This window comes from Hydrogenophaga sp., assembly GCF_030158645.1.
Lineage (GTDB): Bacteria > Pseudomonadota > Gammaproteobacteria > Burkholderiales > Burkholderiaceae_C > Hydrogenophaga.
Genome location: NZ_JAOASO010000048.1, coordinates 1 through 21,256 on the forward strand (window position 1 = coordinate 1; position 21,256 = coordinate 21,256).

General features: G+C 67.7%; 21 protein-coding genes and 1 pseudogene. 8 read left to right on the forward strand and 14 right to left on the reverse strand.

What is annotated here, in order from left to right:
* The first annotated feature begins 8 nt into the window (after positions 1–8).
* Positions 9–140: a DUF2177 family protein gene (locus tag Q1W68_RS05400; RefSeq protein ID WP_300715820.1), complete on the forward strand. Its 132-nt coding sequence runs from the start codon at positions 9–11 to the stop codon at positions 138–140.
* Positions 141–160: 20 nt separating this feature from the next.
* Here Q1W68_RS05400 and Q1W68_RS05405 read toward each other — a convergent pair whose 3' ends face one another.
* From Q1W68_RS05405 to Q1W68_RS05415, 3 genes are all read right to left on the reverse strand, one after another.
* Complete coding sequence (locus Q1W68_RS05405; protein ID WP_300655774.1) at positions 161–397, reverse strand: DUF2934 domain-containing protein; 237 nt, start codon at positions 395–397, stop codon at positions 161–163.
* A 186-nt stretch (positions 398–583) separates the two neighbouring features.
* A complete protein-coding gene (locus tag Q1W68_RS05410; protein ID WP_300658610.1) occupies positions 584–1,108 on the reverse strand; it encodes a hypothetical protein in 525 nt (174 codons plus the stop codon).
* A gap of 128 nt (positions 1,109–1,236) precedes the next feature.
* Positions 1,237–1,413 carry a hypothetical protein gene (locus Q1W68_RS05415; protein WP_300655771.1) on the reverse strand — a complete coding sequence of 59 codons (177 nt, stop codon included), beginning with the start codon at positions 1,411–1,413 and terminating at the stop codon, positions 1,237–1,239.
* Positions 1,414–1,498: 85 nt separating this feature from the next.
* Here Q1W68_RS05415 and Q1W68_RS05420 point away from each other — a divergent pair, with 85 nt between their 5' ends.
* Positions 1,499–2,158 carry a glutathione S-transferase N-terminal domain-containing protein gene (locus Q1W68_RS05420; RefSeq protein WP_300655770.1) on the forward strand — a complete coding sequence of 220 codons (660 nt, stop codon included), beginning with the start codon at positions 1,499–1,501 and terminating at the stop codon, positions 2,156–2,158.
* Entirely contained in the window at positions 2,155–4,449 is a 2,295-nt protein-coding gene (locus tag Q1W68_RS05425) for a helicase C-terminal domain-containing protein (protein WP_300715788.1), read from the forward strand. Before Q1W68_RS05420 ends, Q1W68_RS05425 begins: the two co-directional genes overlap by 4 nt.
* Before the next feature lie 28 nt (positions 4,450–4,477).
* On the opposite strand, the gene cbbX is transcribed toward Q1W68_RS05425, so the two are convergent.
* The 5 genes from cbbX to Q1W68_RS05450 all read right to left on the reverse strand — a co-directional run bounded on the left by cbbX (position 4,478) and on the right by Q1W68_RS05450 (position 9,581).
* Positions 4,478–5,431, reverse strand: a complete 954-nt coding sequence (gene cbbX / locus Q1W68_RS05430; protein WP_300658608.1) for a CbbX protein — start codon at positions 5,429–5,431, stop codon at positions 4,478–4,480.
* Between the two features lie 11 nt (positions 5,432–5,442).
* Complete coding sequence (locus Q1W68_RS05435; RefSeq protein WP_300658606.1) at positions 5,443–5,883, reverse strand: ribulose bisphosphate carboxylase small subunit; 441 nt, start codon at positions 5,881–5,883, stop codon at positions 5,443–5,445.
* 12 nt (positions 5,884–5,895) lie between these two features.
* Positions 5,896–7,359 (reverse strand): form I ribulose bisphosphate carboxylase large subunit, encoded by a 1,464-nt coding sequence (locus Q1W68_RS05440; RefSeq protein WP_300715789.1) that lies wholly within the window; start codon positions 7,357–7,359, stop codon positions 5,896–5,898.
* 126 nt (positions 7,360–7,485) lie between these two features.
* Complete coding sequence (locus tag Q1W68_RS05445) at positions 7,486–8,706, reverse strand: DUF5666 domain-containing protein (protein WP_300655760.1); 1,221 nt, start codon at positions 8,704–8,706, stop codon at positions 7,486–7,488.
* Positions 8,703–9,581 carry a DUF6502 family protein gene (locus Q1W68_RS05450; protein WP_300655758.1) on the reverse strand — a complete coding sequence of 293 codons (879 nt, stop codon included), beginning with the start codon at positions 9,579–9,581 and terminating at the stop codon, positions 8,703–8,705. Before Q1W68_RS05450 ends, Q1W68_RS05445 begins: the two co-directional genes overlap by 4 nt.
* Positions 9,582–9,713: 132 nt before the next feature.
* Between Q1W68_RS05450 and Q1W68_RS05455 the strand changes: the two genes are divergently transcribed.
* Complete coding sequence (locus Q1W68_RS05455) at positions 9,714–10,154, forward strand: hypothetical protein (RefSeq protein WP_300655756.1); 441 nt, start codon at positions 9,714–9,716, stop codon at positions 10,152–10,154.
* A 29-nt stretch (positions 10,155–10,183) separates the two neighbouring features.
* Here Q1W68_RS05455 and Q1W68_RS05460 read toward each other — a convergent pair whose 3' ends face one another.
* Entirely contained in the window at positions 10,184–11,494 is a 1,311-nt protein-coding gene (locus Q1W68_RS05460) for a hemolysin family protein (protein WP_300715791.1), read from the reverse strand.
* A 9-nt stretch (positions 11,495–11,503) separates the two neighbouring features.
* Between Q1W68_RS05460 and Q1W68_RS05465 the strand changes: the two genes are divergently transcribed.
* On the forward strand, positions 11,504–12,343 hold the full coding sequence (locus tag Q1W68_RS05465; protein WP_300652756.1) for a symmetrical bis(5'-nucleosyl)-tetraphosphatase: 840 nt from the start codon (positions 11,504–11,506) through the stop codon (positions 12,341–12,343).
* A 23-nt stretch (positions 12,344–12,366) separates the two neighbouring features.
* Here Q1W68_RS05465 and Q1W68_RS05470 read toward each other — a convergent pair whose 3' ends face one another.
* The 4 genes and pseudogenes from Q1W68_RS05470 to dcd form a co-directional block, all read right to left on the reverse strand.
* Complete coding sequence (locus Q1W68_RS05470; protein WP_300652758.1) at positions 12,367–13,887, reverse strand: DEAD/DEAH box helicase; 1,521 nt, start codon at positions 13,885–13,887, stop codon at positions 12,367–12,369.
* Between the two features lie 68 nt (positions 13,888–13,955).
* Positions 13,956–14,843 carry a neutral zinc metallopeptidase gene (locus Q1W68_RS05475; protein WP_300658597.1) on the reverse strand — a complete coding sequence of 296 codons (888 nt, stop codon included), beginning with the start codon at positions 14,841–14,843 and terminating at the stop codon, positions 13,956–13,958.
* An 82-nt stretch (positions 14,844–14,925) separates the two neighbouring features.
* Positions 14,926–16,005 (reverse strand): annotated as a pseudogene (locus Q1W68_RS05480) (fatty acid desaturase); the annotation flags it as partial.
* A 46-nt stretch (positions 16,006–16,051) separates the two neighbouring features.
* Positions 16,052–16,624 (reverse strand): dCTP deaminase, encoded by a 573-nt coding sequence (gene dcd, locus Q1W68_RS05485; protein WP_056272648.1) that lies wholly within the window; start codon positions 16,622–16,624, stop codon positions 16,052–16,054.
* Between the two features lie 125 nt (positions 16,625–16,749).
* Between dcd and Q1W68_RS05490 the strand changes: the two genes are divergently transcribed.
* The 3 genes from Q1W68_RS05490 to Q1W68_RS05500 all read left to right on the forward strand — a co-directional run bounded on the left by Q1W68_RS05490 (position 16,750) and on the right by Q1W68_RS05500 (position 19,782).
* Positions 16,750–17,352, forward strand: a complete 603-nt coding sequence (locus Q1W68_RS05490) for a GbsR/MarR family transcriptional regulator (protein ID WP_300658593.1) — start codon at positions 16,750–16,752, stop codon at positions 17,350–17,352.
* Positions 17,353–17,413: 61 nt separating this feature from the next.
* A complete protein-coding gene (locus tag Q1W68_RS05495; protein ID WP_300715793.1) occupies positions 17,414–18,781 on the forward strand; it encodes a cytochrome ubiquinol oxidase subunit I in 1,368 nt (455 codons plus the stop codon).
* A 2-nt stretch (positions 18,782–18,783) separates the two neighbouring features.
* Entirely contained in the window at positions 18,784–19,782 is a 999-nt protein-coding gene (locus Q1W68_RS05500) for a cytochrome d ubiquinol oxidase subunit II (protein WP_300715794.1), read from the forward strand.
* 191 nt (positions 19,783–19,973) lie between these two features.
* On the opposite strand, the gene guaD is transcribed toward Q1W68_RS05500, so the two are convergent.
* Entirely contained in the window at positions 19,974–21,254 is a 1,281-nt protein-coding gene (guaD, locus tag Q1W68_RS05505) for a guanine deaminase (RefSeq protein WP_300658589.1), read from the reverse strand.
* Between the last annotated feature and the right edge of the window lie 2 nt (positions 21,255–21,256).

Consider the following 21,256-nt stretch of genomic DNA (forward strand, 5'->3'; position numbering starts at 1 on the left):
CCTACGACCTGACCAACTGGGCCACGCTCAAGGACTGGCCGTGGAAGCTCTCGCTCATCGACATGGCCTGGGGCACGCTGGTGAGCACCTCCTCGGCGGCGGGCGGCAAGGCCGCGCTCGACTGGGCCACGCGCGGCTGAGCAGCCGCGGGGCGCCGCCCTCAGTGGTCGCTGCCAGCGGGCCTGGGTCCAGCGGCCTCGCCGGCCACGGCCGCTTCGGCCGCCAGCCAGTCTTCGAGGTCGTGGCCATCCGCGCAGCCGCGCGCCTCGTAGAGTGCGTACGCCACTTCGTGGATGCGCACGGCGTGCGGGCTGTCGGCGGCCGAGCTGTGTGGGTTCGCCGCCGGGCGCTTGACGGCGGATCGGGTGCGCGCGGCACTGCTGGAAGTCTGCTTCATGTGCGGGCTCCTGTGACATTCACCGGTGGCCGTGAGGTCCGGGTCTCCCGACCTGGAACGCCCGTCTGGCCACAAGGCGTCCATCTTCGGCAGGTGCATGCGCACCGCATTGAGCAGGCTCAGGCAAACGCCATCCCGTGGCGGCGCATGGCCACCCTCGCGGGTGTTGGGGCCGAGCCGCCGGGCTCAGTGCCCGCCGGCCACGAAACGGTCGGCACGCGCGGCCTGCAGCACCGCGGGGAAGCTGTGGTGCATGGCAGAGACCGGGCGGGCGCCGGCGAGCCAGTCGTTGGGCGTGACGAACCAGAGCGCGAGCTCCACGTCGTCGAAGACCGGTCGCAGCTCTCCGAGCAACGGACCCATGCCATCGACCACCGACGCCGTGGGCAGATCGAACTGGAACAGGGGAAACAGCGGGCCCCAGGGGCTCTCGATCGACACCACCGAGCGCGACACGATCCAGCGCGCAACCAGCGACACCGGCAACGAGTCGGGCAACCAGCCGGCCACCTCGCAGCGGTGGCGGATCAGCTCGGCCAGGTCGTCGCCGTTGACCAGCCCGCCGGTGCCCGTGAAGGCCGCGGCGGTGGACAGCCAGTGCAGCGGCACCACGGCATTGGTGCGTTGGGTGTAGATCTTGCGCACAGCCGCGGTCAGTCCCTCCGGGGAGGCGTTCTCGGGCAGTTGGGACTGGGATCGGGCGCGAAACATGGGCATCTCCATGGTGACCTCCAAGCGTGCGCCTGGCAAAGGTGCAAGCCTGGGGCCGATGGCCGATCTGGTCTGTGCGGTGCCCAACCCATGCCCGGGCCAACCACACCGGTCGGGTGGCGGGGGTCTCAGCGGTCCGGCTCTTCACCGGGCTGGTGCCCGCCGGTTGCAGCCGGGGGCGGCGTTGGCGAAGGGTCGGCCTGGGGGAAGCACATGCGTTCGCCGTCCCAGCGCTGGCCGCACCAGCACTGGCCGTCGTCGTTGATGATGCAGGTGCCGGTGCCGCAGCAGCGGGGGTCTTCCATGGTGGGTCCTGTCGGCGGAGGGTGAAGGTGCTCACGAGCATATCGCGCTCTGGCTTGCACACCGTGCGTGCCATGATGTTGACCCGTGCTGCCCATCCTGTATTCCTTTCGCCGCTGTCCCTACGCCATCCGCGCGCGCCTGGCGCTGTGCCAGGCTGGCGTGGCGGTGGCGCTGCGTGAGGTGGTGCTGGCCGACAAACCGGCGGCCATGCTCGCGGCCTCACCGGCGGGCACGGTGCCGGTGCTGCAGTTGCCCTCGGGCGAGGTGATCGCCCAGAGCCTGGACATCATGCGCTGGGCCCTGGCGCTGCAGGACCCCGACGGCTGGCTGGCGCGCGGCGACACACCCGAGCAGCGCGCGCTCACCCACGCCTGCGACGGCGCGTTCAAACACGCGCTCGATCGCTACAAGTACGCCGAACGCCACCCCGAGCGCAGCGCACACGCGTGGCGCGAAGACGCGGTGGCGTGCCTGATCCAGCCCCTGGAATCTCAACTGTCCGAGACGACCCACCTCGGCGGCGAACAGCCGGGGCTGGCGGACGCGGCCATCTTCCCGTTCGTGCGCCAGTTCGCCGCGGTGGACGCCGCGTGGTGGGTGGCATCGCCCTGGGTGGCCACACGGCGCTGGCACGACCGCTGGGTGGCCAGTGCGTTGATGGCGGCCTGCATGCACAAGCACGCACCGTGGCGGCCCGGCGCAGCCGTGACCTTGTTTCCGCCCGGCGCACAGGCCACCCCTTGAACGCGCAGGCACCCACACCGCCCGAGGGCTTGCAGGTCGCGGTGCGCGTGCTGTGCGCCTTCACCGCCCAGGCCGGCGACCTGGACCTGCGTTTCACACCCTCGCCCACCGCGCAGGACGGCGTGGCCGGCCACGAGGCGGTGACCGCGCGGCGGGCCGCGCCTTACCAGCGCGAAGTGCCGCTGCGCGCGCGGTTCGGCGACCTGCTGGTGCAGGGCCGCGCCGATGGTTTCGACCTCGGTGCTCCGCGTCTGGAAGAAATCAAGACGCACCGCGGCGACGTGGCGCTGGTGCGCGAGAACCACCGCGCGCTTCACTGGGCGCAGGCGCGTGTTTACGCGTGGATGCTGTGCGAGCAGCTGGGGCTGGAGCGCATCGAAGTCGCGCTGGTGTACTTCAACATCGACACCCGGCTGGAGACCGTGCTGAACAGCTGGCACACCGCCGACGAACTGCGCCAGCACTTCAACGACCTGTGCGCGCGCTACATCCACTGGGCGCGCGGCGAGCAGGTCCACCGCCTGGCGCGCGACGCACAGCTGCAGACGCTGGCCTTTCCGTTCGACGGTTTCCGCACGGGCCAGCGCGAGCTGGCCGGTGCCACCTGGCGCACGCACCGCCACGGCAGGCACCTGCTGGTGCAGGCACCCACCGGCATCGGCAAGACCATGGCCACGCTGTTCGGTGCGCTCAGGGCCATGCCCGCGCAAGGCACCGACAAACTGCTCTACCTCACCGCCAAGACGCCGGGCCGCCGGCTCGCGCTCGATGCACTGGCCCGGCTGCAACCCGCCGCGTCCACCGGGCGCCTGCGGGTGCTGGAGCGCGTGGCGCGCGAGAAGGCCTGCGAACACCCCGACAAGGCCTGCCACGGCGACTCGTGCCCGCTGGCCAGCGGCTTCTACGACCGGCTGCCGCGGGCGCGCGACGAAGCCGCGCAGACCGCCTGGCTGGACCAGGCGGGCCTGCGCACCGTCGCGCTGAAACACGACGTGTGCCCCTACTACCTCGGCCAGGACATGCTGCGCTGGAGCGACGTGGTCGTGGGTGACTTCAACCACTTCTTCGACCTCAGCGCCCACGCCTGGGCGCTCACCGTGGGCGAGCCCTGGCGCGTGGGCCTGCTCGTCGACGAGGCGCACAACCTGATCGAGCGCGCGCGGCTGATGTACAGCGCCGAACTCGAACCGGCCACCCTGGCGGCGCTGCGCCAGGCGCCACCCAAGGGGCTCAAGGCCTCGCTCGATCGACTGCACCGCTTCTGGGGCACGCTGGGCCGGGGCCAGGCGGCCGGGCAGGTGCTGCTCAACGATCTGCCCGAGGGCCTGGTGGGCGCGCTGCAGCAGCACGCCGCCGACCTCTCGGAACACCTGGCGCTGGACGCCACCGCGCCCGATGTGCGGGTGCAGGCCTGGCTGTTCGAGGTGCTGCACTTCGTGCGCGTGGCCGAGGTGTTTGGCGACCACTCGCTGGTGGAGATCACGCGCACGGATGCGGCTGCGCGCACCCGCGCGCCCCGGCCGCGGCTGGCCATCCGCAACCTCGTGCCCGCGCCGCACCTGCAGCCGCGCTGGCAGGCGGCGCACAGCGCCACGCTGTTCTCGGCCACGCTCAGCCCCATGGACCACACCATCCACCTGCTCGGCCTGCCCGCCGACGTGGCGCGGCTGGACGTGCCCTCACCCTTCGACCCGGCACAACTGCAGGTGCGCATCACACCGCACATCTCCACCCGCTACCAGGACCGCGCCGAATCGCTCGACGCGGTGGTGGCGGTGATGGCCGAACAGTTCCAGGCCAAGCCGGGCAACTACCTCGCGTTTTTCAGCAGCTTCGACTACCTGCAACAGGTGCTGGCGCGCTTTGCTGCCGTGCACCCGGACATTGCCGCGTGGTCCCAGTCGCGCGGCATGGCCGAGCTGGACCGATCTGCGTTTGTGGCCCGCTTCACCGAGCACAGCCAGGGCATCGGTTTTGCCGTGCTCGGCGGGGCATTTGGTGAAGGCATCGACCTGCCGGGCCAGCGCCTGATCGGGGCCTTCATCGCCACGCTGGGCCTGCCCCAGGTGAACCCGCTGAACGAACAGCTGCGCGCGCGGCTGCAGCTTCAACACGGCCGCGGCTACGACCACGCCTACCTGTTTCCGGGCTTGCAGAAGGTGGTGCAGGCCGCGGGGCGCGTGATCCGCGGACCCGACGACCGCGGCGTGGTGGTGCTGATGGACGACCGCTTTGGTCGGCCCGAGGTGCGCGGCCTACTGCCACCCTGGTGGCGGATCGAGCGCGGCTGAGCGCACCCGCCGTTCTCGCACGGCGGTATCAGGTTCCGGCACCGAACAGCCGGCTGGCCAGGATGTCGGCCGGCATGAGCGTGGTGAGGTCGTCGCGGCTGAGTTCCCGGTCCCGGTCGACGAACAGGCGGCTGGCCTGGCGCAGGCGCGCGCGGTCGAGCGCGTTGCGCACGCTGCGCGCGTTGGCAAAGTGGGGCAGGGGAATGCGGCGCTGCAGGTAGCTCTCGAACGCTTCGCGCGCGCCCTCGCCGAAGCGGTAGTTCATGGTGCCGAGCATGCGGTCGGCGATGTCGAGCAGCTCGCCCTGGCCGTAGTCGGGAAAGTCGAGGTGGTGCGCCACGCGCGACGACAGGCCGGGGTTGGACTTGAAGAAGGTGTCCATGCGGTCCTTGTAGCCCGCCAGGATCACCACCAGGTCGTCGCGCTGGTTCTCCATCACCTGCAGCAGGATCTCGATCGCCTCCTGGCCGTAGTCGCGCTCGTTCTCGGGGCGGTAGAGGTAGTAGGCCTCGTCGATGAACAGCACGCCGCCCATCGCCTTCTTCAGCACTTCCTTGGTCTTGGGCGCGGTGTGGCCGATGTACTGCCCCACCAGGTCGTCGCGCGTCACCGCGACGAGATGGCCTTTGCGCACATAGCCCAGGCGGTGCAGGATCTCGGCCATGCGCATGGCCACCGTGGTCTTGCCGGTGCCGGGGTTGCCGGTGAAGCTCATGTGCAGCGACGGCGTCTGCGCCTGCAGGCCGAGGTTCAGGCGCAGCTTGTCGACCACCAGCAAGGCCGCGATGTCGCGGATGCGCGTCTTCACCGGCACCAGGCCGATGAGGTCGCGGTCCAGCTCGTCCATGACCGCTTCGACCTGGCTCTGCGCGAGCACCTCGTTGACGGTGCGCGCGCCGGTGTCCTGCAACGCGGGCGCTGTGGCGGCTGGCGTGGCCGCGGCGGGGGCCGCCCCCGGGATGCTGTAGGTCGGAGCGTTCATGTGCCGGGCGCTCACTCGCCGTAGCGCTCCGACTCGGGCGTGTCGGTGGCGTAGCTGTGCACGGTGTAGCGGATGGAGCGGCCCCCCACCTCTTGCCGCGAGAGGCCAAAGCCCGGTTCGGTGGCAGGCCGGTTCACGATGAAGCTCATCACGATCGATTCGGTGTTGCGCGTCGAGTCGAACGCCATCATGCGGATGTAGTGGTTGGGAAAGGTCTTGCGGCAGGCGTGCAGTTCCACCATCACGCCGGCGGCGTCCTGCAGGTCGAACATCGGGTTGCCGAACATCTCCCAATAGGTGTTGCGCGGGTGCGGATCGTCGGTGTATTCGACGCTCCAGGCGTAACCTTTCTTCAGGCCGTATTCGATCTGCATCACGATCTCGGCGTCCGTGAGATCGGGCAGAAAGCTGAACTGGCCCTGCGTCAGGCGGCCGGTGGGGTTGGTCATCATGGTGATTGCTCCTTAGGCCACGGATGGCGTGACGGCGTAGTCGGACGTGTCGGTGCTCGTGTAGTTGAAGCTGATCTCGCCCCAGGTGTCGAGCGCGGCTTTCAACGGGCTGCAGCCTTCGGCCGCCTTGCGCAGAATGCTCGGGCCTTCCTCCAGGATGTTCTTGCCCTCGTTGCGCGCCTTCACCATGCATTCCAGCGCCACCCGGTTGGCCACGGCGCCGGCCTGGATGCCCTGCGGGTGGCCGATGGTGCCGCCGCCGAACTGCAGCACCACGTCGTCGCCGAACAGGTCGATCAGCTGGTGCATCTGGCCGGCGTGGATGCCGCCGCTGGCCACCGGCATCACCTTCTTCAGGTCGGCCCAGTCCTGGTCGAAGAACAGGCCGCGCGGCAGGTCCTGCTTGGTGTAGCTGTCGCGGCAGACGTTGTAGTAGCCCTGCACCGTCATCGGGTCGCCCTCGAGCTTGCCGACCGCGGTGCCGGTGTGGATGTGGTCCACGCCGGCCAGCCGCATCCACTTGGCGATCACGCGGAAGCTCACGCCGTGGTTCTTCTGGCGCGTGTAGGTGCCGTGGCCGGCGCGGTGCAGGTGCAGGATCATGTCGTTCTTGCGCGCCCAGTTCGCCATGCTCTGGATCGCGGTGTAGCCGATCACCAGGTCGATCATCACGATAACGCTGCCGAGTTCTTTCGCGAAGTCGGCCCGCTCGTACATGTCCTCCATCGTCGCGCCGGTGACGTTCAAATAGCTGCCCTTGACCTCGCCCGTGGCCGCGCTCGCCTTGTTCACCGCGTCCATCACGTAGAGAAACCGGTCGCGCCAGTGCATGAAGGGCTGCGAGTTGATGTTCTCGTCGTCCTTCATGAAATCCAGCCCGCCCTTGAGGCCTTCATAGACCACGCGGCCGTAGTTGCGCCCCGAGAGGCCAAGCTTGGGTTTGGTGGTGGCGCCCAGCAGCGGACGGCCGAACTTGTCCAGGCGCTCGCGCTCGACGACCAGCCCGGTGGGCGGCCCCTTGAAGGTTTTCACATAGGCCACCGGGATGCGGATGTCTTCCAGCCGCGCGGCCTTGAGCGGCTTGAAGCTGAAGACGTTGCCGATCAGGCTGGCCGTCATGTTGGCGATCGAGCCTTCCTCGAACAGGATCAGGTCGTAGGCCACCCAGGCAAAGTACTCGCCGGGGCGCCCGGGCACCGGCTCGACCTTGTAGGCCTTGGCGCGGTAACTGTCGCAAGCCGTGAGCCGGTCCGTCCACACCACGGTCCAGGTGGCGGTGCTCGATTCACCGGCCACGGCGGCAGCCGCTTCCACCGGATCCACACCGTCTTGTGGCGTGATGCGGAACAGGCACAAGGTGTCCGTGTCCTTGATCACATAGTCGGGCACCCAGTAGCCCATCTGGCGGTATTTGAGAACGCCGGCGCTGTAGCGCTTTTTGGCATCGGTGATGATGCTGTTGGTGGTGTCGGTCACGGGGTCTCCTGCGGGTGGGTTGTCAAACACACACCCACTGTAGAAACGACCTCGACTAAGGTAAATTCAAACCTGATGGGGTTTCAATTAAGAAACTTTGAATACAGGAAGCCTGCCCCACCCTCGTCACCTGCCGCGCCCACTCCCCCGACCACCGCCTCCGCTGCTGCTGCCGCTGCTGCCGCTGCTGCCGCTACTTCCGCTACTTCCGCTACTTCCGCTGCTGCCACTGCTTCCGCTGCCGCTGCTGCCACTGTCGCTCCCGCGGCGGCCGGCGCCATCGTCGCCCGCTTCGCCGCCGCTGCGCGCACCTCGCCCCCCTTCCCGGCCGAACCACAGCTCGGTGGCCAACACCCGGTTGCGCTCGTCGAGCCGACCCTTCACCTGGACCGGCTGCCCCACGCTCAGTGAGGCCAAACCACCGCCGCGCACCACGAGTCCGGCACCGAGCTGGACCTTTTCGTAGCCCAGCTCCAGCTCACGCCCCTTCAGGCCGTGCACATACCCTTGCAACACCACCTCGCGCGCGGGGCCGAGCGCCTGGCGCGTCGGCTGGGGCACCAGGCGCTGTGGCTGCAGCCGCTGACCGTCCCAGTGGCCTTGGGCCAGCCATTCATGCCCGGGCTGCGGCACGGTCTGACCGGTCGGCCACACCACCCGGGTTCCCCCCACACGCCAGCCGCCCTCGCGGTCGGGCGTGACCACGCCCGAGGTCTGCGCCAGCCGCGCCGTGCCGGCGGGCAACGCCTGCACGCGGGAAGCGCGCACCTCGCCATCGGCCAGTCGGTGCCCGCTCACCCGCACCCAGTCACCGGGTCTCAACGGCATCAGGTCGGCCGCCGCGAGCACCCGCACCCGCTGGCCCAGCACACGAAGCGCCTGCGCTTCCACGTCGATCTGTTCAACGGGACCCACCACCGCATGCATGACTTCGATGCGCTGCGCCGTCAGCTCCGTGCCGGTTCCCTGCGCGCGCACCACCACCAGCTGCCCGACGGAAAGATCGCGCAAACCGGCGTCTTGTCCATCACGACCCACGGGTGTGTCGGGTTCAATCTCCACCTCCACACCATTGACGCAGACGCTGGCAAACCCGGTCACCACACCCACGATGCCGGTGCCCCCGATACCACTGCCCTCCTGCGCCACCTGCCCGGTCCCACCGATGCCGCCCGGATCGACCTTGGCCACCGCGCCGGTGCCGCCCAGGCCGGGCGCCTGCAGGGCCGGGTTGACCAGCGACGCCGTGGCACAGGCCCCGGCCAGGCTTGGGCCGGGCGCAGGGGACGTGCAGGACGACAGACACAGCAACGCCAGGGCACCCCAACAGCGCCACCACACCGTCATGAGGACGCTCCCGACGCAGTGCCGTCTTGTGGCGCGGCGTAGGCGTACACGCCCAGGGTGAAGCGCTCACGCGGCGCGTCGGCCGGCCGGTCACGGTCGCGTTGCTCAGCCGCCTGCACCGCCTCGTTGAGTGCCAGCAGCGTCTGCATGCCGTGCTCGGCGGCGAGCGCCTTCAGCGCGGCCACCGACCCCGGGCTCAAGCCCTCGGCGTGGACACTGCGGTCCATGAAGGGATCACCGCCCAGGAGGTTGTGGCTGGCGGCGGCGGCGTGGTCGTGCAGGTGGAGTGCGAAGTAAAAAAGCTTGTCGTCCTCACCCCGGGCCGGCACGAAAGCCTCGACGTTGAGGACGACGCGGCCGCGGTCGTCCAGCTTCACCAGACCGCGGCTCAACCAATCGTCGAGCACCACACGCGCCCGGATGTCGCTGCTGACACCGGCCACCAGTGCCTCGAATGAGCGCTCGCCGCCGTCGCTGGCCAGGCGCGGCAGCGGCAGCGGTGCGCCACGCCCGTTGCGCCAGGCGGGGTCACCCAGCCACCGCGAGAACACCTGCGAGGCCAGCGTCACCGTGGCCGGCGGCGGCGCATCGCGCCGGTGGGGATTTGAACGCAAGCGGCTCACATCCTTGCGGTGCACACCGCTGACCAGGCTCACGCGGCTGTCGGTGGGCGCCTTGCCGTCGAGGCGAAAGTCGCCATCGGCCACTTCCACAAAGAGCCCCTTGAGCAGATCACTCAATTGCGGATAGGTGATGCCGCGCGCCACCATCAGGTGCACCAGCGGGCGCAGCAGACGGCGCAAGGCAGCCACCAGTGCCGGGGACGGACCAGCTGCGGCGGCGGGATCAAGTCGTGGATCGGGTCGGGAGGGCATCTGGATACCGATGGTAACGCTTTATGTGGGAAAAAATCACACAAATTATTGACGTGGGATTATTTCCCACCAATACTGAATGCGTGGGACAAATTCCCACATCTTCAAACACCCCTCTCCAAGGAGCTTTTCATGCGACACCTCAAACCCGGCACATTGGCAGTCATCGTCACCACACTCGCGCTCGCGCTCGCGCTGGGCTCCGGCCTTGCGGCAGCCAAAAACGGCGGCTCCGGCTCCGGCTCCGGCTCCGGCTCCGGCTCCGGCTCCGGCAGCGGGTCGGGCGGCAGCTCCGGCGGTGGTTCCAGCGGTGGCCATGGCGGCGCCTCATCCTCCAGCGGTTCGTCTTCGTCAGGAAACCACGGCAGCGGTCACGATGGCGGCCGTGGCCGAGGACGGGGCGGTGACGACGGCGCCGCGGCGGGCAGCCATCCTTCCTCCAGCAGCGCTTCCGCCAGCCGTTCGCGCGCCGACGACAGCCCGGGCGACGCGCGCCAGAACCGCGGAGCGGACAACGCGCCTGGCGATGCACGCCAAAGCCGTGGCGCCGACGACGGCCCGAATCACCGCTGAGCCAGGTACGCGCAGCGCGGCCCCGGCCGTCAGCCGTCGGACGCCACCGGGTCTTCGACGTCGGGCAAACGGGAGATCAGCACCTGGTCGATGCGCCGGCCATCGAGCACCAGCACCTCGAAACGCCAGCCCGCGCACTCCACGCTGTCGGCCTGCGCCAGCAGGTCGCCCGCCACCGTCTGCATGAGGCCCGCCACGGTGTTGTAGCGACCCTTGTCTTCGTCGGGCAGCACCTCGATGTCCAGCCGGGACTTGAGTTCGGTCACCGGCATGGCCCCGTCAATCAACCAGGCGCCGTCCTCGCGCTGTGTGGCCCAGGCGTCCACCGCGGCGTGCGGGGAGAGCTCACCGGTGATGGCCTCGAGCATGTCCAGCGGCGTGAGCAGGCCCTGCACCACACCGTACTCGTCCACCACGAACACCATGCGCGTGGCACGCTCGCGGAACTGCTCCAGCAGTTCCATGCCGCTGAGCGTCTCCGGCACAAACACGGCCGGCTGCACATGGCGCATCAGGGTTTCGTTGTTGCCTTCGGCCTGCAGCGCCAGCATCCGCGGCAGGTGGATCACACCCACCACGTCATCCAGCCCACCACGACACACCGGGTACCACGAGTGGCCGGTGGTCCAGGCACGCTGCACCGCCACGTCGATGCTGTCCTGCGCGTCCAGCCACTCGATCTCGGAACGCGGCACCATGATGGAGGTGAGCTGGCGGTCGTCGAGCAGGAACACGTTGCGCACCATCTGGTGCTCGTGCTCCTCGATGATGCCCGCGTCCACGCCCTCTTCCAGGCTGGCGTTGATCTCTTCTTCGGTCACGTGCTGCACCGCGTTGGTGTCGATGCGCAGCAGCTTGAGCATCCACTGCGTGGTCTGCGTGAGCAGCCACACAAAGGGCTTGGCGGCCGTGGCCACGAAGGTCATGGGACGAGACACCCAGCGCGCCACCGCTTCGGGATACAGCTGCCCGATGCGCTTGGGCACCAGCTCGCCAAACACGATCGTGATGAAGGTGATCACCACCACCACGATGGCGGTGGACAGGACGTTGGCTGTGGCTTCGGTCAGGCCCTTGGACTCCATCCACAACCCCAGGTCACCACTGAAGGCCGCCTCGCCCACGATCCCGTTGAGCATGCCGATGGAGGTGATGCCGACCTGCACCGACGACAGGAACTGCGTCGGGTTCTCCAGCAGCTTCAGCGCGGTGATGGAGCCCTTGTCACCGGCTTCGGCCATGGCGGCGAGGCGCGCCTTGCGGCTGGACGCCAGCGCCAGCTCGGACATGGCAAAAGCCCCGTTGAGCAGCGTGAGAAAAACAATGAGGAGGGTGTCCATAATCGGGCGATGTCACTCTACATGATCGGTGATGTCCAAGGCTGTGACGAAGCCCTGGGCCGTTTGCTTGACGAAATCGCTTTCTCCCCCAGCCGGGACACGCTGTACCTGCTGGGCGACCTGGTGAACCGCGGACCCGATTCGCTCAAGGTGCTGCGCCGGCTCATGGCGCTCGAAGGCGCTGCGCACTGCCTGCTCGGCAACCACGACCTGCACCTGCTGGCCGCTGCGCACGGCGTGCGCCAGCTGCAACGCAGCGACACGGTGAACGACATCCTCGATGCACCCGACCGCAACGAGCTGCTCGACTGGTTGCGCCACCGCCCGATGGCCCTGTTCGAGAACGGCTGGCTCATGGTGCACGCCGGCGTGCTGCCGCAGTGGGATGTGGCCGACACCCTGGCGCGCGCGCACGAACTGCAGAGCGCGCTGCGCAGCAGCGACTGGACCGCCTTCCTCCAACACATGTACGGCAACGAGCCGGCCTTCTGGAGCGATGCGCTGCAGGGCGCCGACCGCCTGCGGGTGGTGGTCAACGCCTTCACACGCCTGAGGTTTTGCACGGCGCAGGGGGTGATGGAGTTCGAAACCAAAGAGGGTGCGGATGGCGCACCGCCGGGTTTCATGCCCTGGTTCGATGTGCCGGGTCGCCGCACGGCTGGCGTGCCGCTGGCGTTTGGCCACTGGTCGACGCTGGGGAAGGTGCAACGCGAAGGCGTTTTGCCGCTGGACACGGGTTGTGTGTGGGGAGGCTGCCTGACAGCCGCACGCCTGCTGAACACGACGGGCCAGGTGGAGCAGATCGCCGTGCGGTGCCCTCAAACCCGCAAGCCGGGCAAGGCGCTCTGAACGCACGGCGCGGGGAGGCGCAATCAGTCTTCCTGCACCGGCGCAGCCACCGGCTCGACCAGCACGGGGGCCGGGGCGGGAGCGCTTTTGAACAGCGCCGGCACCTTCTTGCGGGATTTGATGTTGGGCGACAAGGTGCGCGCGGTGGGACGCGACGCGGCTTCCCAGGACGGCGGCGTGTCGCCGGTGCTGCTGGGTTCGTAAGGCTTGTCGAACAGCGGGTCTGCCGGGGCGCGTGGCGCACGGACCGGGCGGCTGGCGGGTGACGGGCGGCCCTCGCCGCGCGGCTCGCTGCGGACTTCGCGGTCGCGCGGCGGACGGCTCTCGCGGCGCTCTTCACCGCCTTCGGAGGCTTGCCAGGCGCGCTGGCCATCGTTGAAACGGCCGGCGGGGCGTTTGTCGGCCTCGAGCTCCAGCGCTTCAAGTTCCAGTTTTTTGCCCAACAGTTTTTCCAGGTCGCCCATGAGGCGCGCGTCGCGCGGGCTCACGAACGAGACCGCCAGACCGGAGGCGCCGGCACGGCCGGTGCGGCCGATGCGGTGCACGTAGTCTTCGGCGTTGAACGGGATGTCGAAGTTGAACACCGCCGGCACGTCCTTGATGTCCAGGCCGCGGGCGGCCACGTCGGTGCAGACCAGCAGGTCGACCGCGCCGCTCTTGAAGGCTTCCAGCGCCTTCAGGCGCTCATCCTGACTCTTGTCGCCGTGCAGGGCGGTGGTGTTGAGGCCCTCGCGCTCCAGCGAACGCGCCAGACGGGCACAACCCAGCTTGCTGTTGACGAACACAAACGCCTGCTTGAGGCCGCGCTCGGCAAGGATCTTCTTCAGGACGATGCGCTTGTCATCGTCGCCGACGCTGTAGAAATGCTGCTCCACCGTGGACGCCGTGGCGTTGGAACGCGCCACTTCGATCGTCACCGGGTCCTGCAGGTAGCTGCCGGCCAGGCGCTTGATTTCGCTGGAGAAGGTGGCCGAGAACAACAGCGTGGTGCGCTGTTTGGGCAGGTAGGACAGGATGCGCTGCAGGTCGGGCAGGAAACCGATGTCGAGCATGCGGTCGGCTTCGTCGAGCACCACGTACTCGACCTGGTTGAGCACGCAGTTCTTGGCTTCGATGTGATCGAGCAAGCGGCCCGGCGTGGCCACCAGCACTTCGACGCCCTTTTTCAGCTCGGCCGTCTGCGGCTTCATGTCCATGCCGCCGAACACCACCGTGCTGCGCAGGTTGGTGTACTTGGCGTAGAGCTTGACCTGCTCGGCCACCTGGTCGGCGAGTTCGCGCGTGGGCAGCAGCACCAGGGCGCGCACCGGGTGGCGCGCGGGCGAGGTGGATGCGTTTTCGTGCTTCATCATGCGCTGCAGCAGGGGCAGCGTGAAAGCGGCGGTTTTGCCGGTGCCGGTCTGGGCGGCGCCCATCACGTCACGGCCTTGCAGCACCACGGGAATCGCCTGCGCCTGGATCGGCGTCATGGTCTCGTAGCCCATTTCGGCCACGGCACGCTCGATGGCGGGAGAGAGGGACAGTTCGGAAAAGGATTGGGTCATGGGCATCAAAGTTAGCCCGTTATTGTCGCACTTTGACCGTTTTTCGCCGAACTCCGCCCGCGCACCATTCAAAGACTGGCCGACTTGAAGGTGTCACAAGCCTGGACACTGCCGGTCTTCAGGCCGCTGTTGAACCAGCGCTGGCGCTGCTCGCTGGTGCCGTGGGTGAAGCTGTCGGGCACCACCTGGCCCTGGCTTTTGCGCTGCAGGGCGTCGTCGCCGATGGCCGCCGCCGCGTTCATGGCCTCTTCCACGTCACCGGGCTCCAGGATGTTGCCGGTTTTCTGGTTGTGGTGGGCCCAGATGCCGGCAAAACAGTCGGCCTGCAGCTCCACCCGCACCGACATGGCGTTGAACTCGCGCTGGCTCACCTGTCCGCGCATCTCGTCCATCTTGCCGGTGATGCCCAGCAGGTTCTGCACGTGGTGGCCCACCTCGTGCGCGATCACATACGCCTGCGCAAAGTCGCCCGGCGCACCGAGCTGTGTGCGCAACGTGTCGTAGAAGCTCAGGTCGATGTAGACCTTCTGGTCGCCCGGGCAATAAAACGGGCCCATGGCCGACTGGCCGGTGCCGCAGGCCGTGGGCGTGGCGCCGCGAAACAGCACCAGGCGGGGTTTCTGGTAGGTCGACCCGGCCTGCTGGAACATGGGGCCCCAGACGTCTTCGGTGCCGCCCAGCACCGAGGCCACGAAGCGGCCCATGTCGTCGGTGGGCGCCTGCGCCGGACCCTGGCTGGTTTCCACCTGGGCAGCGGGCGAAAGATCGCCGCCGCTCAGCGCGCCCAGAATGGTCATGGGGTTGATGCCGAAGATCCAGCCGGCGACCAGCGCCACGGCGATGGTGCCCAGACCGATGTTGCGCCCGCCGCCGCCCCGGCCGCCCCCGAATCCGCCGCCCGGCTGCGAACGCCGGTCTTCGACCTGGTCGGACTCGCGGTTGTTTTCCCATTTCATGCTGCGTCTCCTGCGCAGCGGGAGTCGCTGCGCGGCCCATTATCCGGGCCGCTGCCACCCAGGCGGGGGCCGTCTGGCAGGGACTGGTCTGCCGGCCTTCAAAGTCGGTCCAGCAACGGCGATCAAAGTCGTACAGCTTGCAGCGGCGCGCGGTGTCGAAGTACCAGCGCCACGAGAAGCGCTGCACCGTGATGCGGCCGGGCAAGGTGGTCTCCAGCAACTGCTGTGCGCCTTCGAGCCTGTAGAGCGGGATGCTCATGTCCACGTGGTGCGCGGTGTGCTCCATGATGTGGTGCAGCAGCGCGCCGATGCGCAGGGGAAAGGTGAGGTGCACGGTGGTGGACACAAAAGGCGCGGCGCGCAACCAGGCCGCCTTGTCGTCGTGCCACTGGACCGAGGTGTGGGTGTGGTGCACGTAGACCACGAAGCCGATCATCGCGTTCCAGAACAGGAAGGGCACGCCAAAGCCCAGACCAACCAGCCAGGCGACGGACTGCTCCGTGGCCAGGGCCGACGCCACCAGCGCACCGATCCACACGGCAGCGGTGGCCACCACGATCACGCCGTCCCACACGAATTCGGCGCGCCGCGTGCCCAGGTAGGTTTTGCGCGGAAAGAACATGCGCTTCCACCACATCTCCACCAGGTAGTAGGCCGCCGGGCCCCAGCCGCTGCGGTAGAGCCGCTCCAGCCTGCGCCGGCCGGGGCTCAGCGCGTCGAACTCGGCACGGGTCAGCGGCGCCCACACAAAGTCCACGCCCTTGAGGTTGGTGTAGCCGTGGTGCACCACGTTGTGCCCCACTTCCCACAGGCTGTAGGGCGTGAGCGAGGGCAGCATGGCGATGCGGCCCAGCACGCGGTTGAGCCCGCGGTGCGGCGTGTAACTCTGGTGGCAGGCGTCGTGGCCGATGATGAACAGGCGCCCGATCATGAAGCCCGCCGCCAGGCCACACAGCAGCTGGGCCCACCACGTCGGCAAGAGCACCGTGGCGACCATCAGCGCGGCAAAGATCGACCAGTCCAGCGCCAGCAAGGCGATGGCGCGCGCGGTGCGGCGTTCAACGATGGGCGCCAGCCAGCCGCGGATCACCTTGCGGTGTGGCAGGGGCTGATGGGCGGGGATCGGGTCGGGAGAAGCGGTAAAAACGGGATTGCTGGACATGGCGACCGATGCTATCGGCGCATGCCCCGACCGGCCTTGATGCAGGTCAAGCCTTGGGCAAGGTCACCCCGGTCTGCCCTTGGTACTTGCCGCCACGGTCCTTGTAGCTGACCTCGCAAACGTCGTCCTTGTCGCTCTCGAAGAACAACACCTGGGCGCAGCCCTCGCCCGCGTAGATCTTGGCCGGCAGTGGCGTGGTGTTGCTGAACTCCAGCGTCACGTAGCCTTCCCACTCAGGCTCGAAGGGCGTCACGTTGACGATGATGCCGCAGCGCGCGTAGGTGCTCTTGCCCAGGCAGATGGTGAGCACGTTGCGCGGGATGCGGAAGTACTCCATGGTGCGCGCCAGCGCAAAGCTGTTGGGCGGGATCACGCAGACATCCTTGTTGATGTCCACGAAGCTGTTCTCATCAAAGTTCTTCGGGTCCACCACCGTGCTGTGGATGTTGGTGAACACCTTGAATTCGGGCGCGCAGCGGATGTCGTAGCCGTAGCTCGAGGTGCCGTAGCTGATCACCTTCTTGCCGTCCACCGCCCTCACCTGACCAGGCTCGAAGGGTGAAATCAGGCCGTGTTCTTCGGCCATGCGGCGGATCCATTTGTCGCTTTTGATGCTCATGGAGCGCGATTGTAGGGATTCGGGCGCCAGCGACCCCCGACCCCATCCCTGCGATAACCCCTCGCAACTTCCCGGAATTTCAGTAATTACTGAAAACTCAAGCCGAAGCCGATACATTCCTTCACATGCCACTGCAAGACCACCTCCCGCCCCTCAACCGCGAGTTCGTTGCCCACTTCGGGGAAATGGGCAGCAAATGGGGCATCAACCGCACCGTGGGGCAGATTTACGCGCTGCTCTACATCTCGCCGCAGGCGCTCAACGCCGACGAGATCGCCGAGACGCTGGAGTTCTCGCGCTCCAATGTGAGCATGGGCTTGAAGGAACTGCAGGCTTGGCGCCTTGTGCGCCTGCGCCACCAGCCGGGTGACCGGCGCGAATACTTCGAAGCACCCGCCGATGTGTGGGAAATCTTCCGCGTGCTGGCCGAAGAGCGCCGCCGCCGCGAGGTGGAGCCCACCCTCTCGATGCTGCGCACCGCCCTGCTCGACACCCCCACCACCGACGCCGAACGCCACGCGCAGAACCGCATGCGCGAGATGCACGACCTGATCGACCGCCTCATGACCTGGTTCGACGACGTGCAGAAGCTCGCGCCAGAGACCGCCATGCAGCTCATGGGCATGGGCACGACCGTGACCAAGGTGCTCGAGCTCAAAGACCGCCTCACCGGCAAATCGCCCGCCCGCAAGTCGCCACCCAAAGATCCGCAGGATCGCGCCGCTTGATTCGGCCGGCGGTTCGCCGATATCCCGATTACCCACCGACCCACCCGCCCCAAAGATCCCCATGGACGCCTTGATCCTGTCGCGAATCCAGTTCGCCGCCAACATCAGCTTTCACATCCTGTTCCCGACCATCACGATCGCCATGTGCTGGTTCCTGCTGTTCTTCCGGCTGCGCTTCATCAAGACGCGCGACCCGGCGTGGGAAGAGGCTTACTACTTCTGGACCAAGGTGTTCGCCCTGACGTTCGCGCTCGGCGTGGTCTCGGGCATCGTCATGAGTTTCCAGTTCGGCACCAACTGGCCCGGCTTCATGGAGAAAACCGGCAACATCGCGGGCCCGCTGCTGGGTTACGAAGTCCTCACCGCGTTTTTCCTGGAGGCGAGCTTCCTGGGCATCATGTTGTTCGGCCGGGGGCGTGTGTCAGAGCGGGTGCACCTGGCCGCCACCTTCCTCGTGGCCTTCGGCACCACCATGTCGGCGTTCTGGATCCTGAGCCTCAACTCCTGGCTGCAGACCCCCGCCGGCTACGAGATCGTCAACGGACAGTTCTTCGCCACCGATTGGCTGGCCGTGGTGTTCAACCCCTCTTTCCCCTACCGCTTCGCCCACAAGCTGCTGGCCTCAGCCCTCACGGCCTCGTTCCTGATCGCCGGCCTGTGCGCGTGGCAGCTCATCAAGGGCAGCGCCACCGCCGGCACCCACAAGGCCATGCGCACCGCCCTCGTGACCGCTGCGCTGGTGATCCCGGTCCAGTTCGTGGCCGGTGACCTGCACGGCCTGAACACGCTGGAGCATCAGCCCGCCAAGGTGGCTGCCATGGAAGGCATCTGGGACACGCAAAAAGGCGCGCCGCTCACGCTCTTCGGCATTCCCGACGAGAAGGCCGGCGAGACCCACTACGCGATCAAGATCCCCAAACTGGCCAGCCTCATCCTGGCGCACGATCTCGACGCCGAGATCCAGGGCATCAACGATTTCAAGGGCGCGCACCCGCCCGTGGCGCCCGTGTTCTGGTCCTTCCGTGTCATGGTGGGCACGGGCACCCTGATGATGGCCGTGGCCTGGTTCGCAGCCTGGCAGTTGTGGCGCCAACGCAAGCAGATGGCCGACGGCAAGATCCACCTGCCCAAGCCATTGCTGTACGTGCTCGCCGGCATGACCTTCTCGGGCTGGGTGGCCACGCTGTCGGGCTGGTACGTCACCGAGATCGGCCGCCAGCCCTTCATGGTCTACGGCCTGCTGCGCACCAGCGAGATCGCCACCGACATCGCACCGCCCATGATCGCGCTCACGCTCACCGCCTACCTCATCGTCTACGGCCTGCTGCTCGTCACCTACATCGGCGTGCTCAAGTACATGGCGGAGAACCCGTTCAAGCACGCACCCGTTCCCGGCGGCAATGCTGCCTTGGGCAAGGCGGGAGTCTGAACATGACCTGGGCCGAATTCCTTCCCCTGATCTTCCTCGCCGTGATGGGCCTGTCCTTGCTGGCCTACGTGGTGCTCGACGGCTACGACCTCGGCGTCGGCCTGCTGCTGCCGCTGGCCGACGAGAGGCAGAAGGACACGATGATCGCGAGCATCGGCCCGTTCTGGGACGCCAACGAAACCTGGCTGGTGCTGGGCGTGGGTGTGCTGCTGGTGGCCTTCCCGTTCGCGCACGGTCTGGTGCTGCAAGCGCTTTATTTGCCGGTGGCCATCATGCTGATCGGGCTGATCCTGCGCGGTGTGGCGTTCGACTTTCGCGTCAAGGCACCGCTGCAATACAAGGACTTCTGGAACAAGGCGTTTTTCGCCGGCTCGCTGCTCGCCAGCAGCGCGCAGGGCTGGATGCTGGGCAGCTACATCACCGGGTTCGAGCCAGGACCGCTGGGTCTGGCGTTCAGCCTGGGCATCGCCATCACGCTGCCGGCCGCCTACATCCTGCTCGGCGCAGGCTGGCTCATCATGAAGACTGACGGCGAACTGCAGTTGCGCGCGGTGTTCTGGGCCAGGCGCGTGCTCTGGCCCATGGGGGTGGCGCTGGTTGCCATTTCGGCCGCCACGCCGCTGGTGAACCCGGCGGTGGTGCAGAAGTGGTTTGGCGTGCCCGAGGTGTTTGCCCTGCTGCCGGTGCCGCTGAGCTGCGCCATCGCGTTCTTCGCCGTGCGCTGGGTGGTCACGCACCCAGAGGTGGTGAAAGCCGGCTACGGCTGGGTGGTGTTCGTGTCCACCGTGCTGATCTTCGTGCTGGCCTTCTTCGGCCTGTCGTACAGCATCTACCCCGACATCGTGATCGGCCGCATGACGGTGTGGGAAGCGGCGATTGGCACCGACGCACTCACCGTGATCTTCATCGGCGTGGCGATCACATTGCCGGTGATCATCGTGTACACGATCTTCATGTACCGGGTGTTCTGGGGCAAGGCGAGGGATCTCACCTACACCTAGGAACACCCCCCTGCGCCGCTGACGCGGCTTCCCCCCTCTCTGGCGCGCCTTCGGCGCTGGGAGGGGGGACGGCATCTTGGGCCGGCGTAGCCGGACCCTTGATGCCTCGCGATGAAGGCACTTCATGCGATGCGGGGCTTTCTCCCTCGCCCCTCTGGGGAGAGGGCTGGGGTGAGGGGCGGCTGTTTGGCTTACTGGCCGGCGATCACCGTGCGCTCGATCACCCGGTCATCGCCCAGCACGATCAGCGCAAACAGCAGCTCGTCGAGGTTGCTGGCCTGAGAAGTCTTGCGCGCCAGCAGCGGCGTGGCCTTGGGGTCGAGCACCACGAAGTCGGCCTCGTTCCCTGGCTGCAGATTGCCCACCCCACCGTCCAGGCCGAGCGCCTTCGCAGCACCGGCCGTGTGCAACCACCACAGGCGGCCCGGCGTCAGGCTGAGTCCGGTCTTGCTCTGGCCCTCGCGGCCCACGCAATAGGCCGCGAGCATGGTGTGGAAGGGTGAGAAGCTGGTGCCCCCACCCACGTCGCTGGCCAGGCCGTAGCCCATGCCGGCCGCGTCGGCCGCCGCAAAGTCGAAGAAGCCGCTGCCCAGAAACAGGTTGCTGGTGGGACTGACCGCCGCCACCGCGCCGGTCTGCGCCATGAGCGCGCGGTCGGCGGCGTCGAAATGGATGCAGTGCGCGTACACCGCGCGCTCGCGCAGCAGACCAAAGTCGCCGTACACGCCCAGGTAGCTGCGAGCGGCTGGAAACAGCTCGGCTGCCCAGCGCACCTCGTCCAGGTTCTCGGCCACGTGCGACTGGATCCACACATCGGGGTACTTCGCCGCCAGCTCGCCCGCACCGCGCAGCTGCGCCGGCGAGCTGGTGGGCGCGAAGCGCGGCGTGATGGCGTAGCCCAACCGGTCCACACCGTGCCAGCGCTGGATCAGCGCCTCGGTATCGATCAGGCTTTGTTCGGTGTCGTCGCGCACACCGTCGGGGCTGTGGCGGTCCTGCAGCACCTTGCCGGTGATGAAACGCAGGCCGCGGCGCTGCGCCTCTTCAAACGCCGCGTTCACGGAGGCCGGGTGCGAGGTGGCAAACGTGAGCGCGGTGGTCACGCCGTGGCGGGCCAGCTCGTCGAAGAAAAAGCGCGCCACCTCAGCCGCGTGCTCGTCATCGTGAAAACGCGACTCGTGGGGGAAGGTGTAGTTCTCCAGCCAGGGCAACAGGCCAGCCGCCGGCGCACCGATCACGTCGGTCTGCGGGTAGTGGATGTGCATGTCCACAAAACCGGGCGCGATGATTTTGCCGCGCAGGTCTTCCACCGCCACGCCGGGAAAACGGTCGATCAGCGCGTCGTGGCTGCCCACGGCGCGCACAACCGACCGACCTGCCGCGTCCGGCCCCACGACCAGCAGGCCGTCGGCCTCGAACAGGGGGGACTGGTCGTCGGCAAAACGCAGGAGGGACGCTCGGTAGGCTTTCATGG

What these genes read in the sequence shown, in the direction of transcription:
- Q1W68_RS05405 (WP_300655774.1), bottom strand. Translation starts at nt 397, where the DNA reads ATGAAGCAGACTTCCAGCAGTGCCGCGCGCACCCGATCCGCCGTCAAG.
- Q1W68_RS05410 (WP_300658610.1), bottom strand. Translation starts at nt 1,108, where the DNA reads ATGTTTCGCGCCCGATCCCAGTCCCAACTGCCCGAGAACGCCTCCCCG.
- Q1W68_RS05415 (WP_300655771.1), bottom strand. Translation starts at nt 1,413, where the DNA reads ATGGAAGACCCCCGCTGCTGCGGCACCGGCACCTGCATCATCAACGAC.
- cbbX (WP_300658608.1), bottom strand. Translation starts at nt 5,431, where the DNA reads ATGAACGCTCCGACCTACAGCATCCCGGGGGCGGCCCCCGCCGCGGCC.
- Q1W68_RS05435 (WP_300658606.1), bottom strand. Translation starts at nt 5,883, where the DNA reads ATGATGACCAACCCCACCGGCCGCCTGACGCAGGGCCAGTTCAGCTTT.
- Q1W68_RS05445 (WP_300655760.1), bottom strand. Translation starts at nt 8,706, where the DNA reads ATGACGGTGTGGTGGCGCTGTTGGGGTGCCCTGGCGTTGCTGTGTCTG.
- Q1W68_RS05450 (WP_300655758.1), bottom strand. Translation starts at nt 9,581, where the DNA reads ATGCCCTCCCGACCCGATCCACGACTTGATCCCGCCGCCGCAGCTGGT.
- Q1W68_RS05455 (WP_300655756.1), top strand. Translation starts at nt 9,714, where the DNA reads ATGCGACACCTCAAACCCGGCACATTGGCAGTCATCGTCACCACACTC.
- Q1W68_RS05460 (WP_300715791.1), bottom strand. Translation starts at nt 11,494, where the DNA reads ATGGACACCCTCCTCATTGTTTTTCTCACGCTGCTCAACGGGGCTTTT.
- Q1W68_RS05465 (WP_300652756.1), top strand. Translation starts at nt 11,504, where the DNA reads ATGTCACTCTACATGATCGGTGATGTCCAAGGCTGTGACGAAGCCCTG.
- Q1W68_RS05470 (WP_300652758.1), bottom strand. Translation starts at nt 13,887, where the DNA reads ATGACCCAATCCTTTTCCGAACTGTCCCTCTCTCCCGCCATCGAGCGT.
- Q1W68_RS05475 (WP_300658597.1), bottom strand. Translation starts at nt 14,843, where the DNA reads ATGAAATGGGAAAACAACCGCGAGTCCGACCAGGTCGAAGACCGGCGT.
- dcd (WP_056272648.1), bottom strand. Translation starts at nt 16,624, where the DNA reads ATGAGCATCAAAAGCGACAAATGGATCCGCCGCATGGCCGAAGAACAC.
- Q1W68_RS05490 (WP_300658593.1), top strand. Translation starts at nt 16,750, where the DNA reads ATGCCACTGCAAGACCACCTCCCGCCCCTCAACCGCGAGTTCGTTGCC.
- Q1W68_RS05495 (WP_300715793.1), top strand. Translation starts at nt 17,414, where the DNA reads ATGGACGCCTTGATCCTGTCGCGAATCCAGTTCGCCGCCAACATCAGC.
- Q1W68_RS05500 (WP_300715794.1), top strand. Translation starts at nt 18,784, where the DNA reads ATGACCTGGGCCGAATTCCTTCCCCTGATCTTCCTCGCCGTGATGGGC.
- guaD (WP_300658589.1), bottom strand. Translation starts at nt 21,254, where the DNA reads ATGAAAGCCTACCGAGCGTCCCTCCTGCGTTTTGCCGACGACCAGTCC.